At 71.9% G+C, this 15,940-nt stretch carries 12 protein-coding genes and 1 other RNA gene; 1 reads left to right on the forward strand and 12 read right to left on the reverse strand.

Features of this window, described 5'->3' with window-relative positions; translation table 11 throughout:
• Positions 1 to 19 precede the first annotated feature (19 nt).
• Complete coding sequence (locus ACH54P_RS23495; RefSeq protein ID WP_489916135.1) at positions 20 to 799, reverse strand: helical backbone metal receptor; 780 nt, start codon at positions 797 to 799, stop codon at positions 20 to 22.
• Positions 796 to 2,202 (reverse strand): RNB domain-containing ribonuclease, encoded by a 1,407-nt coding sequence (locus ACH54P_RS23500; protein ID WP_489916594.1) that lies wholly within the window; start codon positions 2,200 to 2,202, stop codon positions 796 to 798. Before ACH54P_RS23500 ends, ACH54P_RS23495 begins: the two co-directional genes overlap by 4 nt.
• A gap of 131 nt (positions 2,203 to 2,333) precedes the next feature.
• Between ACH54P_RS23500 and ACH54P_RS23505 the strand changes: the two genes are divergently transcribed.
• Positions 2,334 to 3,278, forward strand: coding sequence for an ATP-binding protein (locus tag ACH54P_RS23505; protein WP_489916137.1), 945 nt, complete (start codon positions 2,334 to 2,336; stop codon positions 3,276 to 3,278).
• Here the strand turns inward: ACH54P_RS23505 and ACH54P_RS23510 are convergent.
• The 10 genes from ACH54P_RS23510 to rnpB all read right to left on the reverse strand — a co-directional run bounded on the left by ACH54P_RS23510 (position 3,275) and on the right by rnpB (position 15,926).
• Positions 3,275 to 3,472 (reverse strand): hypothetical protein, encoded by a 198-nt coding sequence (locus ACH54P_RS23510; RefSeq protein ID WP_489916138.1) that lies wholly within the window; start codon positions 3,470 to 3,472, stop codon positions 3,275 to 3,277. The two genes, ACH54P_RS23505 and ACH54P_RS23510, sit on opposite strands and share 4 nt — an antisense overlap.
• 2,712 nt (positions 3,473 to 6,184) lie before the next feature.
• Complete coding sequence (locus tag ACH54P_RS23515) at positions 6,185 to 7,171, reverse strand: C40 family peptidase (RefSeq protein WP_489916596.1); 987 nt, start codon at positions 7,169 to 7,171, stop codon at positions 6,185 to 6,187.
• A gap of 17 nt (positions 7,172 to 7,188) precedes the next feature.
• Positions 7,189 to 7,788 (reverse strand): hypothetical protein, encoded by a 600-nt coding sequence (locus ACH54P_RS23520; RefSeq protein WP_489916140.1) that lies wholly within the window; start codon positions 7,786 to 7,788, stop codon positions 7,189 to 7,191.
• A 3-nt stretch (positions 7,789 to 7,791) separates the two neighbouring features.
• On the reverse strand, positions 7,792 to 9,879 hold the full coding sequence (locus ACH54P_RS23525; RefSeq protein ID WP_489916142.1) for a magnesium transporter: 2,088 nt from the start codon (positions 9,877 to 9,879) through the stop codon (positions 7,792 to 7,794).
• On the reverse strand, positions 9,876 to 12,842 hold the full coding sequence (locus tag ACH54P_RS23530; protein WP_489916144.1) for an ATP-binding protein: 2,967 nt from the start codon (positions 12,840 to 12,842) through the stop codon (positions 9,876 to 9,878). The genes ACH54P_RS23525 and ACH54P_RS23530 overlap by 4 nt, the downstream gene beginning before the upstream one ends.
• A gap of 3 nt (positions 12,843 to 12,845) precedes the next feature.
• Positions 12,846 to 13,379: a hypothetical protein gene (locus tag ACH54P_RS23535; protein WP_489916146.1), complete on the reverse strand. Its 534-nt coding sequence runs from the start codon at positions 13,377 to 13,379 to the stop codon at positions 12,846 to 12,848.
• Between the two features lie 12 nt (positions 13,380 to 13,391).
• A complete protein-coding gene (locus tag ACH54P_RS23540; protein WP_005166545.1) occupies positions 13,392 to 13,658 on the reverse strand; it encodes a hypothetical protein in 267 nt (88 codons plus the stop codon).
• Positions 13,659 to 14,170: 512 nt separating this feature from the next.
• On the reverse strand, positions 14,171 to 14,335 hold the full coding sequence (locus ACH54P_RS23545) for a hypothetical protein (protein WP_489916148.1): 165 nt from the start codon (positions 14,333 to 14,335) through the stop codon (positions 14,171 to 14,173).
• A 183-nt stretch (positions 14,336 to 14,518) separates the two neighbouring features.
• Positions 14,519 to 15,373 (reverse strand): SCO6745 family protein, encoded by an 855-nt coding sequence (locus ACH54P_RS23550; RefSeq protein ID WP_489916150.1) that lies wholly within the window; start codon positions 15,371 to 15,373, stop codon positions 14,519 to 14,521.
• A 157-nt stretch (positions 15,374 to 15,530) separates the two neighbouring features.
• Positions 15,531 to 15,926: RNase P RNA component class A (gene rnpB / locus ACH54P_RS23555), an RNA gene on the reverse strand.
• Positions 15,927 to 15,940: the final 14 nt, after the last annotated feature.

The following is a 15,940-nucleotide window of genomic DNA, read 5'->3' on the forward strand; positions in this document are numbered from 1 at the left end:
GGCCGGGCCGGCTTCGGCTTCACAGCCCGGCCAACGCCTCCGTCAGCGCGGCGTGGGCGTCGACCAGCGAAGGCCCGTACCAGGTGAGGTGCCGTCCCGACACCAGCACGTACCGCGCGTCCGGGAAGTGGTCCGGGCCGTCGTCCTCGGTGAACAGGTACGGCTCGTCCGGCAGCACCAGCAGGTCCGCGTCCGCGCTCAGGTGCGCCCGCAGCTCCTCCACATCCGGGCGCGGGTAGCGCTCGCGGTCACCGGCGTACACGTTCGCCACCCCGGCCCGGCGCAGGACGTCGCCCGCGAACGTGTCGCGGCCCAGGACGATCCACGGCTTGCGCCACACCGGGACCACCGCGTGGAACCGCACCGGCCGGACCTCGCGCCAGACCTCCTCGGCTTCGACCAGCCAGCCCGGCTCCTCCAGCTCGTACGCCTGCGTGAGGATCCGCCGCAGCGAGCCCAGCGCGGCCGGCACGGACGCCGCCGCGGCCATCACCCACACCGGGATCCCGTTGGCGCGCAGGCGTTCCACGTCCTCCGGGCGGTTCTCCTCCGAGTTGGCCAGCACGAGGTCGGGCGCCAGGTCGAGCACGCGGTCCAGCTTCGGGTACTTCGACCCGCCCACGCGCGGAACGTCCAGAGCGGACGGATGCGTGCAGTAGTCGGTGGCGCCCGCGAGCCGTCCGGGCGCGCTCACCTCGACCGCTTCGGTGAGCGAAGGCACCAGCGAGACGACCCGCGAGGCCGGTCCCTCGATCGGCACCGTCTCCCCGAGGTCGTCGACCAGTTCCGCAGTCCTCATGCGCGTTCGAACGACACCTTCCGCTTCTCGACGTCGACCGCGGTCAGCCGGACCCCGATCCGCTCCCCCGCGGTCAGCTTCTCCCCCGCGCACTTCGCCATCACCGTCGGGTCTTCGACGAGGATCTCCGCCTTGTTCTCGTCCGCCCGCAGCACGACCGCGCTGAACTCGCCGCCGACGTGCTCGGCCAGCACCCACGCCTCCACCTGGTCGATGCACGCGCGCTCGACCTTCGCGGCGAGGGTGTCCGACGCGCTCATCCGCTCCGGGACGTCCGCCAGCGCCGCCCGCACCCACTCCGGGACCTCGCGGCCGGCCGAGACGGCGAGGCAGATCTCCGTGGCGAACCGGTCGACCAGCCGCCGGATCGGCGCCGTGACGTGCGCATACGCGCCGCCGATGCCCGCGTGCGTGGTGAGCGCGGGCAGGTCGCCGTCGAACGCGGTGTAGCCGGCGCCGCGCAGCAGCCGCGTCGTGTCGGCGTAGAGCGCCATCGACGCGGGCTGCCCGGGGTCCAGCCGGGACAGGAACTCCGAGACGGTCGCGCCCGGCGCCCAGGCGATGCCCAGCGCGTCGGCCGACCGGCGCAGCCAGTCGACGGCCTCGGGTTCCGGGTCGGGCAGCGTGCGCAGGACGCCGACGCGCGCGTCGATCATGATCCGCGCCGCGGCCATCCCGGTGAGCAGCGAGATTTCGGCGTTCCAGGCGTCGACGGCGGTGCGCGGGCGGCGCGCGAGCACCCAGCCGCCGTCCGGGTCGCCGCTGATCTCCTGCTCCGGCAGCTGCAGTTCGACGGCGCCGCGCAGCACGGCCAGTTCGCGACGCCGGCGTCCCAGCTCGGGCAGCGCGGCGACCGACGGGTGCGGGTGGCCGGCGTCGAGCGCGGCCTGCACGGTCTCGTAGTCGAACTGCTCGGTGGACCGGACCAGCGCGCGGCGCACCCGGGTCGCGGTCGGCTCACCCGCTTCGTCGGTCTCGATGGTCCAGAGCACCGCGGGCCGGATTTCGCCGGGCAGCAGGCTCGCCGCCCCTTCGGACAGCACCGGCGGGTGCAGTGGGACGTTCCCGTCGGGCAGGTAGAGCGTCTGCCCGCGCCGGCGCGACTCGCGGTCGAGCGCGCCGCCGGGCGGGACGAACGCGGCCAGGTCGGCGATCGCGTAGTGCACGCGGAAGCCGTGCGCGGTCCGCTCGACGACCATCGCCTGGTCGAGGTCCTTCGCGCCGGGCGGGTCGATGGTGACCAGGGGCAGGTCCGTCGCGTCCTCCCGCGGCCCCGCGGACGCCAGCGGGTCGAGGACCGCCGCCTCCGCCTCGGCCAGCACCTCGGGCCCGAACGACTCCGGCAGCGAAAACTCGGCACGCAGGGGGCCGAAGTCCCCGCCCGCCGAGTGTGTCCTGATCACGAGGGGAGGCACCCCCCAACCCTAACCCCAGCGGGGCCCGATGATCGCCCGATCGGGCGCGGGCCGGTCGGGTGTACGTTGGGCTGCGCAATAATGAAAACCGTCTTCATTGCCAGAAGGGACCTCCAGGAGTGAAGATCGCGTTCGTCGGCAAGGGCGGCAGCGGCAAGACCACGCTGTCGTCGCTGTTCGTCGCGTACCTCGCCGACACCGGGAAACCGGTGCTGGCCATCGACGCCGACATCAACCAGCACCTCGCGGTGGCGCTCGGCGCGACCGAGGAGGAAGCGCTCGCGTGGCCGACGCTCGGCGACAACATGGCGCTGATCAAGGACTACCTGCGCGGCGACAACCCGCGGATCCCCGACGCCGCGTCGATGATCAAGACGACGCCGCCGGGGCGCGGTTCGCGCCTGGTCAGGCCGTTCGAGGACAACCCGGTCTTCGACGCGTGCTTCCGGCAGCTCGGCGGTGTGCGGCTCGGCGTCACCGGGCAGTTCGACGAGGACGACCTCGGCGTCAAGTGCTACCACTCGAAGGTGGGCGCCGCGGAGCTGCTGCTGAACCACCTGGTCGACGTCGACGGCGAATACGTCGTGATGGACATGACCGCGGGCGCCGACGCGTTCGCTTCGGGGTTGTTCACGCGGTTCGACGTGACGTTCCTGGTGTGCGAGCCGACGGTCCGCAGCGTGGGCGTGTACCGGCAGTACGCGGACTACGCCCGCGACTACGGCGTGCGGCTGGTGGTCGTCGGCAACAAGGTCACCGACGCCGAAGACGTCGAGTTCCTGCAGGACCAGGTCGGCGAGGCCCTGCTGGGCTGGCTGTCGGCGTCACGGCACGTCCGCGCGGCGGAGCGCGGCGCGGCCCGGCCGATCGCCGAGCTCGAGCCGCGCAACCTCGAGACGCTGGCCTCGATGCAGGCCACGGTCGACGCGGAGCAGCGCGACTGGGCGCGCTACCAGCGTCAAGCCGTCGAGTTCCACCTGCGCAACGCGCGGGCCTGGGCCGGCGCCGACCTCGTGGCGCAGGTGGATCCGGAGTTCGTGCTGAGCCCGCGGCTGACGGTCTAGTCGTCGTTCCAGGCAGCGTCGGCGGCGTCGGCCTGCCGGGTGCGTTCCTTGGCGATGTCGAGGGCCCGCCGTGCGGTGGCCTCGTCCGGGTACGGCCCGAGCAGGTCGACGCTGCGGCTGCGTTCGAGGTGCTCGACCTCGTGGGTGCGGGTGTTGTAGTACCACCCCGGGTCCGGGTTCGGGTCTTTGGACATGGTCTTAGGTTCGCATCCGCAGGCCCGGCTGTCAGCGCTTGTACCGATAGGGGATTTCGGTCGGCTGCCCCGTGGGGCCGAAGTCCTGGGGTTCTTCGGTCTCAGGAGGAGCAGCGGCCTGCTGGTCGGCGTACTCGTCGAACCAGCCGCGAGGGGTGCCCCGGGGCGGGGTGTCGGCTTCGCGCGGGTTCGAGGGTTGCGGGAGCGGCGTGTCCGGGCCGGGGAAGACCGGGCGGGCGTTGGGGGCCGACGGGACGGGCGGCATGGTCCCGGGGCCGGGGAAGACGGGCCGCGCGGGAGCGGCGTGGCGGGTGGGGAAGGGCTGGGGGGTGGACTCCGGGCCCGGGAAGACGGGCTTGGCCGGGGTGGTTCGGGGGGCTGGGTTGGTGCCCGGAAGCGGGCTGTGGCTGGGGACCTGGGCGGTGCCCGGAAGCGGACTGCTGCCGAGGGCCGGATTGGCGCCCGGGACCGGGATGGTGCCCGGCGCTGGGCTCTGACTCGGATTCGGACCCGGGACCGGGCCGGATGCTGGGATCGGACCAGCGGCAGGTGTCGGGCTGGTGGGGGGAGCGGTCCGGTGTGGGGGGCTGGGCTCTGCCCCGAATTGGAGCCTGTGGCCTGACTCGTGCCCGGGAACGCGCCGGAGCCCGGAGCCGGGTTGGTGCCCGGGACCGGGCCAGGTGTGGGACCCGCGCCGGGGGCTGGGCTGAAGCCGGAAGTCGGACCAGTACCGGGTGCTGATCCGGCGCCCTGTTCCGGACCAGCGCCGGGAGTCTGCCCGAAGCCGGAACCGAAAGCCTGCCCGCCGCCGTGCGCCGGGCTGGGTTCGGGAACCGGGCCCTGCGCCGAGCCGGTTCCCTGCTGCGGCGGAGTCGGGCTGAACCCGGAAGTCGGGCCCGTGCCAGGAACCGGGAGACCTGCGGGCCCCCACGGAGGCCTGGGCAGATTGGCCCCGGCAGCCGGCGGCTGGATCTGCGGAGAAGCCGGCTGCGGCACACCCGATGGCTGATGCTGCGGACCGGAATCCGGCACAGCCTGCGAACCAGCAGGCGGCTGCACAACACCGGGCGCCACCGCCGGCTGCGGAGCGGCAGCAGAAGGCTGCGGCGCAGTGGGCGGCCCAGGCCGGAAATCAGGCGCAACAGAGTGGATCGGCTTCTGTTCGGCCGGCGCCGGTGCGGCCGCCTCAGGCCGGGGTGCTTCCCAAGGCGCAGGTGAAGCCGCCTCGGGCTCCTCCGGCGCGTGGATGGCTGGTGCCGGTGTGGCCGCAGCCGATGGCGCAGGTGGGGCCGCCTCGGTCTCTTGCGGTGCGTGGGTGGCTGGCTTGGCCGCCTCGGAGTCGGGTTCTTCAGGTTCCCTTGCCTGCGTGGCTTCGGCCGGGGCCTCCTGTTGGTCCGCGGCCGGTCGCTCAGGCTCGGCCCCCGGCCCGTCTGGTTTGGGCGTCGTCTCCGTCTGGCCCTCGGGCTCCGATGCTTCCGGGCGGGCCGAACGAAACTCCGTGGCGGAACTCTCCGACTGAGCGGGCGACTGTGGCTGTTCCGCAGCCAAGGATTCCGAACGAGACGGCTCCATGACCGACGATTCCGGTCCGGCCTCGGCGGCAGGCGCCTCTGGCCGAACTGCTGCGGCTTCGGCCGCCGGGGGCGCTGGATCCGGCCGAACCGTGGGCTCCGGCTCAGGAACCTCCGCTGCGGGCGGAGCTATCGGCTGATCCTCCGGGGCGTGCTCGTCAGACGCAGCCGGCTCAATACCCGCAGAAGGAAGCCCCGCCTCCGGACGTACCTCGGCCTCCGGAGCTGCATGGCGTGCCGCGGACTGCGGTGTCTTCACCGGGCCCGGCAAGTCTGATTCGGCCGCCACTGACCACTCCGGGCCGGTCGGCTCGGCGGCCGGTGAGGTGACCGGTTCCGCAGCCGCGTGCGCGACCGGAGCCGAGTCCGGGCGAGCCCACGGCGGCGAAACAGCCTCCTCCGGTGGCACAGCCTGCGCCCGAGGCGGGCTCACCGGCGGAGCAGCTTCCTCCGGACGCCCCCACCTCGGCTCCTCATACCCACCGGAAGCAGGCGGATGCGGCACCGTCCGCCACACCGGCGCCGGGCCGATGTTCATCGGTGCCGGTGCCTGCCCAGGCGCCGCTCCGGGAGGCGGCGGCGCAGGACGGGACGCCGGCTTGGGGATCGGGTCCAGGCAGGACACCAGCACCGTCGTGTTCAGGGGATCCTCGACCTTGCGGCCGCTCCGCTCGCGGTAGACCATCTCGCCGTCGACGTCCATCTCAACCAGGTAGCCCGCCTCCGCGAGCTGTTCCTCGTCGAGGTCCGCCAGCTTCTCGTAGCGCGACGGGACCACGCGGTAGATCGGCCACGCCAACGCCGCGTTCTGCGCGTGGAACTGGGCCAGCAGCGCCGCCATCTGCTGCTGCCACGGCAGCGACATCCCCTCAGCCAGGGACCGCGGCAGCACGACGTACCCCGCGTCCACCCCCGGGTAACCCTGGTTCAGCTGGTCGGCGAGCGGGGTGCTGGACGCGGGACGAGCCGACTGCCGGGGCGGCTGGGGCGCGCCGAACAGCGCCGCCGGGTCCCGTGGCTCGCCCGCACCGGGCTTGCCTCGCCTGCCGAATTTGCGTCCCACGTGCTCATCCTCTGCCAGTACGCGGCCACCTGCTCGGGGAAGCGCCGCGACGTCGGGTGAATCGGCCGAACACCCATGCTAAACGCCGGGGCGGACCGCCTGCGGGACCACTTCGGCCTCATCGAACGAGAACGCCCGTGTGTGCACCGGGACACCGGTCTGCTGCGCCTCGACGACCTTGCCGTCGCCCAGGTACATCATCACGTGGTGGATCGTGTTCGGATCCGCCGGGTTGTTGGCGAGGAACAGCAGGTCACCGGGCTGCGCCTCGCGCACGGGCAGCATCGCCCCCGCGTGGTACTGGTCGCGGGAGACGCGCGGCAGGATGATCCCCGCCGACTCGTACGCCCGCAGCATCAGCCCCGAACAGTCGTACGAGTTCGGGCCTGTGGCGCCCCACACGTACGGTTTCCCCTGCTCGCCCAGAGCGAAACTGATCGCCTGCGCGGCGGCCTGGCTCGGCGGCAGCAGCTGGCCCAGGCCGGTCCCGCAGGCGACGACGTCGGCGACCTGGCCGACGTTCTCCACCAGCGTCGCCGCCATCGGCTCCCACTTGTGGTAGCGGTCCGGGAAGCCGGAGCGCTCGACGGCCTGCGCGGCGTCACCGGGCCGCTTGTTCTCCCAGTCCGGCACCGCGAGCAGCACGTCGAAGAACTTGTTGATCGCGTACTGCGGGTTCGTGACCTCGGCCACCGAGCCCCAGCCCATCGACGGGCGCATCTGGAAGATGCCCTGGGAGTCGCGGTCGCCGTAGGTCAGGTTGTGCAGCCCGGACTCGGTCATCCCGGCCTGGATCGCGACCTGCCAGGCGCGCGGCGCGAGCGACCGCTGCTTGCCGATCGAGATGATCAGCGCGACGATCCCGCGCTGCTCGTCGTCCAGCTTGGACGCGTCGACCGTGCCGCGCTCCCCCTGGCCGGGCTGGGTCGGCCCGACCGAGGCGTCGCAGCTGGTCAGGGACACGCTCCTGGCCTGCGCCTGCTGGTTGTCGATGACGACCTTCGCGGCGACCGCGGTCACGACCAGCGCGCCGATCGCGACGAACACGATCAGGCCCAGCCACAACCCCAGCCGCCGCACGGTCAGCTCGCCTGGTCGTAGTCGGCGACCCGCCAGCCGGCGTTGGTGCTCACCACCGTGATGCTCAGCTTCGGGCCGTCGGTCGGGATCGTCAGCTGCACCGAGCTGGTGTAGGACGTGCCGACCACCGGCTCACCGGTGACCTTCGTCGCCGGGATGTTCGCCGGGTCCACCGACGACATCACCGGCAGGTACTCCTCGGTGGTGTACGGCTTCAGCTTCGCCAGCCACTGCTCGGAGGTGATGCCCGCGGGGTGGTTCACCCAGGCCGCGGCCCACTCCTTCGCGACGCGGACCGCGTCGGCGTTCGGCGCCGCCGACGTCGGGGTCGCCAGCGGCGCGGAGAGGCGCGTCGGCAGGTTCGACGTCGGCACCGGCGCGGCGACGCCGGGCGCGGTCGAGTGGGCGGACGTGGTGGACCCGGTCGGCGGCGTCGCCTTGGCTTCCGGCTTGCCGACCACCTTGGGCAGCACGATGCCGAGCGCGGTGACCAGGATCGCCAGGAACACCAGCGTCCCCATCAGGTGCCGGGGCGAGCGCAGCGGCCAGCCCCACAGGCGGCGGTAGACCGCGGCGCGGCCGCGGTTGGTGCGGATCGGCATCGGTCACCGCCCCATCACTTGGTCGGTGTCACGCGGTTCCTCGCGGACTTCGATGCCCCGCGACGGCCGGTACAGCACGAAGACCGGCTTGCCCGCGACGACTTCGGGGTCGACGCGGCGCGGCTGCGCCCGCACGCCCGGCGCCCGCGGCGCGTCCTGCGGCTGGTAGCCGTTGAAGTCCGCTTCGGACGCGCGCAGGTGCGAAGGCACGACGACGGGCTCGGGCTCGTCGCTCCAGCGCCGGTCGGCCACCGGGGAGGTGTCGACGCGCCGGCTCTCCTCGCCCCGGATCGTCGGACGGCCGCCGGCGCCGACGACGACGTAGTCGCCGGGGTCGCCGTTGGCCGGGTTGTACTGGCCGAACACCGGGGAGCCGGGACGTCCGCCCGCGGGCAGCGCGCCCGCGGAGCCGCCGCCGCCAACGGCCCCGGGCCACGCGCCGGACCAGGCGGCCGCCGGGCGGGAGGCGCTGGAGCCGTTGTCGAGGCGCTGGGCGTTGGCGAAGATCGTGGCTTCGGGCCGGAACCGGCCGCCGCCGACGGTCGCGCCCATCGGCCCGCGCTGCTCGCCGTCGACGACGTCGTCGGTGTCGCGGACGTTCTGCCAGAACTCGTCCTGCGGGGTCGGGCCGTTGCGGTTGCGCCGGAAGCGGGAGAAGATCCCGCCGCCCGGCGACGGCACCGCGGCGCCGACCATGCTGACCGACATCTCGACCATCTGCCACAGCCGCCGCACGGGGCGCCCGACCATGAACAGCAGCACGGTGATGAGCCCGGCGAGGACCATCTGCGTGAGCATGTTCAGCGAGTTGCCGGCGTCGAAGATGGCCTGCAGCAGCAGCGCGTGCACCCCGGCGAGCACCGAGAGCACGACGAGGTTGAACGCGACGCCGCCGGCGACCTTGAGCACGCGGCGCAGGATCTCCGGGTGCAGCAGGGCGATGAGCCCGATCAGCGGCGCGGTGAGCGCGAACAGGCGGATGAGCACCTGCGCGAGCAGGACGGACGCCTTGGCCAGGAGCTGGAAGAGCGAGTAGACGAGGGCTTGGCCGAGCGAGAGGAACCCGGCCCCGGTGCGGCCGCCGGCCTCGCCGGTGAAGTAGCCGGTGGCGGGGCCGAGCTTGGTGGAGATGTCCTTGTAGGAGTTCTTCTTGCCGTCGATGACGGACTGGTTGCCGTCGTCGCCGTTGCGCAGCTGGGCCCACGTGAACGCCTGCGCGTCGAGCAGCGGACGACCGTACTGGTCGGCCTGCGGGGCGGTCGGCGAGCCGAACTCCCCGCGCAGCCAGTTCTTGTAGACGATTTCGTTGTGCAGGCTGGTCGGCAGCACGTGCCGGATGACGCGGTTGTCGGACTCGTCGACGAACCCGGCCTGGATGTTCGTGGTGGTCTGGACGATCGCCTTGTCGATCGGGTCGAAGTACCGCAGCATCGCCAGCGACGACGCGGCGAGCCAGACGCCCGCCAGCGCATACAACGCCCGTTTGCTGACCGCGGCGAGGTCACCGCGCCAGATGTTGCGGAACAGCATGATCGACATGACCAGCGCGACCAGCCCGAACAGCTGGGCGTAGATGTTGTTGTAAACCTTTTCCGCGCCGGACTTCACCGCGCTGTACAACGGATTGAGCAGCCCGCCCTCGAGCACGGTGTAGTGCAGCGAGTTCGTCGCACCGACGATGTTCTTGCCCAGGTTGAACAGCTGGTTGCCGCCCCAGGTGTCGAGCGTCGAGCCCGCCGGGGTCAGGTTCAGCGCGGTGCAGTTCGTCTCGAAGGTGTTCCAGACGAACCCGGCGTAGCTGTAGTCGACGTACGCGCTGCCCGCCTCGCCGTGGCCTTCGGCGGGGTCGATCGCGCCGACCATGCCCGCACCCGGGCGTTCGGGGTTCGGCGCCTCACCACAGGTCGCGGCGCTCGCCGCCGGTGCGGTCGCGATCGCCTGCAGACCGAGCACGAGCATGACGGCGACCATCGTCGCCTTGCGCCCCGGCGTGCGCCGCCCCGGCCGCGGACCTTCCTTGATCCGCCGCTTGAGCGAGTGCCACCCCGCGGCCAACGTCAGCAGGACCGCCAGCGTCAGCACGGTGTTCATGCGGCGTCCCGGCCGGTGCCGCCCTTTCCGCCCGTTCGTGCGTGTTCCTGCTGTTGCTGCCCGCCATGGCCGTTGGCCGGCTGGACGCCGCCCTCGACTTCGCCCGTCTCGGACGCCAGTGGATCCGGGGCTCCCAGGAGGTTCTCGTCGGCCAGGCCGACCTCCAGTTCCGCCGCCAGCTCGAAGTCCTGCTCCAGCTCGATGTCGTCCTCGGGTGGGACGGCCACGTACGGCTTCTTCTCGTCCGTCTTCGGCAGGGCCAGCTCGTTGCCCGGACGCGGCTTCGCGGCGTCCTTCGACCCCGGCGTCGTGTCCATGACCGCGCGCAGGTGCTCCAGGTGCGGTCCCGAGAAGTCGACGCGGATGCGCTCCACGCCGCCCGCGCCGTCGCCGAAGATGAACTGGCGGGGCTCCACGTCCCGCTCCAGGCCGCGCTGGGCGCCGGGACGGCGGCCCAGGGCCGCGACAACCTGCTCGTACCCCACGCCCACCGGCACCTTCAACAGCCGCAGGGCGTCGGCCTGGGCGTCGTCGTCGTCGAGACGACCGACGAACACCGAGTCCAGCAGGGCCACGAAACCCTGGATCTTCAGGAAGTCCGCCGGGATCTGGGACGACAGCAGCACCCGGACGTTCCACTTCCGCGAGTCACGCGCGAAGCGGTTCATCAGGACGCGCCCGGTCGGCACCTCGGACAGGAAGAACGCCTCGTCGATCCAGACGCCCTTGCGCAGCTCCTTCGGCTTCTCGTACACCGACCGCTGGGTCAGCCACGCCGCCAGGTTCAGCATCTCGACGCCGAGGGACTCCGCGTCCGTCCAGTACTCGCGCGGGACGCCGTCCTTCGGCAGGGTCAGCCCCGCCATCGTCAGGACCGTCAGCCGGTCGTCGCGGGTCTCCGCGTACGGGTCCGCGTCGGTCTCCGGGATGAGCAGCGCCATCCGCTCGCGCATCTCGTCGAGGAAGTCCGCGACGACGACGGCGTGCTCGTGGTGCTCGCTCGAATCCCGGCGCAGCGCGTCGATCACCTGGCCGGGGTCGGCGTCGAACCGGCCGCCGACGGCGCGGACCGCGCGCAGCAGCACGATCCGCGTCTGGGCCATCCGCGAGACCTCGTACGGCAGGACACCGGTCAGGACGTCGAGGACGAGACGTCGTCGCGTCGCGCCCGCGAGGGCCTTCTCGCGGCGCCAGGAACGCTCGGGGTCGTCCTCGTCCATGAAGTGCTCGATCAGCGGCTCGGCGACCACCCGGTACGGGTTGAGGATGCCGGGCTGGGCGTTGAGCAGGTTGATCGGCCGCGCGTACGGCCGCAGCTCCGGCAGGTCGCACAGCCGCGACAGCGGGCCGGACGGGTCGAGGATCGTCCAGTTCGCCCCGGCCCGCAGCGTCTTGTAGACGATGCCGCCGCCGAGGAACGACTTACCACCACCCAGGCCCGCCACCATGGCCGTCAGGCCGGAGCCGTCGCGGATCTCCTGGGCCATCCACGGGTCCCAGGCCACCGGGCGCCGCGTCGCCGTGCACGTCTCGCCGAGCAGGATGCCGCGGCGGTCGCCGACCTCCGCGGTCGCCGTCGGCACCGCCGAGGAGGCCCAGACCACCGAACCGCGGCGCATGTACGCCGCCGAGGCCAGCGGTTCGCCGGGGATGAACTCCCTGGCCATCGCGTACTGGGCTTCGGGGTGCTCGATGGCGATCTTCGGCTTGTAGAGGTCGAGCAGCTGCTGGGCCAGGCGCAGCGCGTCGCGCTCGGTCGGCCCGGACACCGCCAGCCGCCACCAGGACCGCACACGGGTGGCGAGCGCCGTGAAGCCCGACGTCATCTCGTCGTCGATCTCCAGCACCCGCCCGGCCTGCCGCGACAGCGACTGCGGCGGTTCCAGCTCGTGCTCGTCGGTGTAGTGCTTGACCTGCGAGCGCACCTTGTTCATCTGGCGCTGCAGCTCGTTGGCGACCTCTTCGGGCCGCCGGACGTAGATCCGCGCGGACACCTCGACCGCGGCGGGCAGCCGGTCGGCGTGCTGGATCCACGGGTCGTCGACCTCTGGGATCTGCAGGCCGTGCATCTGGCCGACGGTGAGGATCGCGAGGTGCCGCGAGACGCCGGCGTTGGACCCCGTGCGGCCGCGGACGGTCACGGTAGGCGCGTACGGATCGGCGTAGTAGTCGGCGGCGTCGGTGAAGCTGGCCAGGTCTTCCGGCTCCCAGGCCGCGCCCGGCACGGCGGGCATGTTCCGCGGCGCGGGCAGGCCCAGCGAGCACGAGCGGTGCATCAGCCAGGACATTTCTTCGGCGTGCACCGGACGGCCTTCCAGCCCGGCGCTGCCGATGACCTGGTCGAGGTGCTCGACCTCGGAGTCCAGCGCGGTCAGCTCGGCGTCGACGGCTTCGGGGAGGATCTTGCGCAGGACCGGCGCGGCCCGCTCGACCGCGCGGTCGACCATCCGCCGGGTCTGCACCTGGACGCCCAGGTAGACCTCTTTTTCGGCCATCGAGCGGCCCATCAGCTGCTGCTGCTCGCCGATCAGGTAGTCGTCGAACGACAGCGCGCCCGGGACGTCCTGGGGACGGCCGTGGGCGTTGTAGACGTGCGCCTCGGCCCACATCCGGATCGGGTACGGCCGGTTCGTCACGCGCAGGTGCAGCCAGCGGCCCTGCAGCTCGGCGTACTGGCCGGCGATGGCCGCGATGAGGTCGCGGCGCTGCGAGTCCGAGCGGAACGACCAGCGCTGCGGCGCGAGCCGGTACCAGGCGTAGACCTCGACGCCGGTGCGGACCAGGTGCCCGTCGATGCTTCGCACCGCGATCGACGGGGTGTAGGCGGGGATGGCCTGCTCGCCGGGCAGGCGCGCCTTGTTCCCCGAGCCGTTGCGCGACGCGCGGACCTGCTCGGGCGGCTGCCATGCGCCCGAGCGTGCGTCCCGACCCCGTTTTCCTCGGCTACCGCCGCGACCGAACAACGACTACCTCCCGGCCCGAGCCGCACTGCTGCGGCTCCGGCGCGCTCGTGGTGTTCCCTGGACCAACGCGGGGGCGCGGAGCGCCTCCGCCGAGGCGGTGGTGGGGGCGTGCGCGGAGCCGGCACCCGGCGGCGCGCCGTGGTGCCGGTACTGCCGCCGCCGGCGGTGCTTCGGCAACGGGCGGGTCGCCCGCACCCGGACGCGGCTGGCGCTGACCGCGCCGCCGGTGCCCGTGGTCCGCTCTCTCGGGGTGTTGAGCTCGCGGCCCGCCATCGTGACCACGGTGCCGAGCGGGCGCTCGTGGCTGATCTTGGCCGTGAGCAGCCGGGTGATCGCGATGGTGGCGACGAACGCCCACGCCGTCGAAAAGAACCCGAAGCTCCACCCCGCCCAGCGTTCGATGCCGAGGACGACGAAGAACGCCGGGATGCCGATCAGCCAGGCGACGTACCGGGCCCTCCAGGGAAAAGTCGCTTTCGGCGGGCCGAGCCACACGGCGTCGACCCGGTAGACCTCGTCATCAGTCCTGATGCGCACGCGGCCCCCGCCTCAGCCGGTGAACAGGCCGGCGATCCACTGGCCCACGTTGACGCCGGCGCCGCTGACCGCGAGCCCGATGATGGCGAGGGCGATGACCACGCCGGCCAGCCGTCGCATGACACCGGCGTTGTCGCCCTTGCCGCCACCCAGCCACAGCAGGAGGAGGGCTACGGCGAGCAGCACCAGGGGGATGATGTTGTCGATCAGCCAGGTGCGCACGTTTCCCGTGCCCAGCTCGCCGGCGGCCAGCGTGTCGAGGGTGGTCAAGGTCATCATCGCGATACTCCCGGTGCGCGGTGGGGGCCGCGCGGTTCTGGCTCAGGCGGTGCTTCGAACAACATCATGGGGGCTACGAGGGGTAGTGGTCAAAGCGCGCTGCGTAAATGCCGGCTGGCTTGTCAACCGGTGTGGTGCACCAGGCACACGAAAACTCCACGCCCACCATCATCGCGGCAAGGGTCCTCGGGTTAAAGCCCGGCCACCCATACTTCTCAGTGTGCTGACGAACTCACCCCAATGCCCGGGATTTGCTCACTGTGTGTGCTTGCCCTCGCGCCGTTGTGCGGCCTGGAACAGTGTGACATGACACGATCGGCCCTGTCGCGCGAGTCCGCTCTGTGACGCTCTCCGGCCGGTCGGCGGCCATGTCGATCTTGAGGGGCCGCGCTGTCCGTCACATAGCGCTCAGAACTTAACAACATTTTCACTACATAGCGTGATCGACTTTTCGAGAGCAAAGATGATGGGGCCGGCCGACCGTGGCGACGGCCGGGCCAACGGGGGTCACCTCAGCGACCGACTCTCGGGCTCATCGCGAGCAGCTCGACAAGGTCGTGAAGGTCGACGAGCCAGAGCAACAGGCCGACCGTGATGAGCTCGAACGCCCCGGGGAGACCCACGGCGACGATGGCCCGCCGGAACAGGGTCTTACTGCTCAGCAGGTGAATGAACACCCCCGACGAGCCATCACGACAAGGACTCTATGGAGCCAACTACGGCCACCCGAACTTCTCAGTGCGCCGACGAGCTCGCCCCAAAGCCCGTGACTTCCTCGCCAGGAATCAGCATTACCGCTGCTCGAGACGTATGTTGATCTCGAGTGCCCGGCTTTTCACTACATAGCGTGATCTTGGTCCTCAGGGGCGCCCCTGGGCGAACACTCCGGCGGGGTACGCGCCGGCTTCGACGACGCGGGCGCTGAGCCCGCGGCACAGCTCTTCGAGCCGGGCCGTCTTCTCCGGCCCCAGGTGCTCCCACGGGCCCCGCGCGGCGAGCTCGGTGGCGATCTCGACCCGGTCGCGGACGGCGGCGCCCTCTTCGGTGAGCGCGTCGCCGTCGTCGAGGAGACCGCGGTCCCGGAGCCCGGCGTGGGCGGCGGTCCACTGCTCGTCGCTCCAGCCGCGGGTGAGCTTGGCGGCGTCGGCCACGAAGCCGTTGCCGGTGGCGAGGTGGGTGACGAGCGCTTCGATGCCGCTGAGGCCGTTGAGCACGAGGGCGGCGATGTGCCCGTCGCCGCGGTACTCGCGCAGCAGCGTGATGGCGTGCCAGAGGACGAGGTGGGGTTCGCCCGGCCAGTCGAGCCCGGCGTGCGCTGCGTAGAGCGGCCGCCCTTCGCCGGTGCACCCGGCGGACGCTTCGCGGGCGAGTTCGGCGGCCTCGGCGACATCGTCGCCCTTGACGTGGTCGCCGAGCAGGCGGGTCAGGGCCTTGTCGACGCCCTCGAGCCGCGCGTCGAGGACCTGCTCGGGGGTCGCGAGGGTCCAGGCGCGCGGGATGACCCTGGCGACGACCTCGGGGTTGAAGTTGTAGAAGGTGGCGGCGACGACCTCGGGCCCGACGGCCCCCATCGCCGCGGACCGCCCGGCGAAGTACGGCATCCGCCCGGGCCGCAACCCGATCCCGGTGAGGGCCTGGTCGACCTCGGGCGCGAAGTACGCGAGGGCGTGCAAGGAATCGAAAGCCGACTTGAACCGCTTCTCGTCACCCGCCATGCGGGCACCCTACTACCGAGTAACCCCTTGGGGAACCACGGAAGAGGCAAGCCGACGGGCTTCACGCGTGATCCAGCGGGCATCACGCTGATGCCCCGTCAACCACGCCTGATGCCCCTGCAGTCACGCGCGGTGTCCCGCGGGACACGGGTGAAGGCGGACGAGCTGGCATGTAAGCCGGATCCTGTTCCCCGGTCGCCTTGCGGCTCGCGGGGCGGCGGTCATCCATCTCGGCCTGCCGTTGCCGGCAGGCTCCAGCGGCCTACCCGCAGACTCGGACGGGCCGTCCTCGAACGCCTGCGCAGGAGCTCGTGAGCTCCCTCTTGGCCTTGCTCCGGGTGGGGTTTACCTAGCCATCCCGGTCGCCCGGGATGCTGGTGGTCTCTTACACCACCGTTTCACCCTTACCCCGGTCCGGAGACCGGGGCGGTCTGCTTTCTGTGGCACTTTCCCGCGGGTCGCCCCGGGTTGCCGTTAGCAACCACCCTGCCCTGCGGAGTCCGGACTTTCCTCGGACCGGGTCGCCCCGGCTCGCGACCGCCCTGCCAGCTCGTCCGCGGGTGGATG

The organism is Amycolatopsis sp. N2S4-7 (assembly GCF_058119595.1).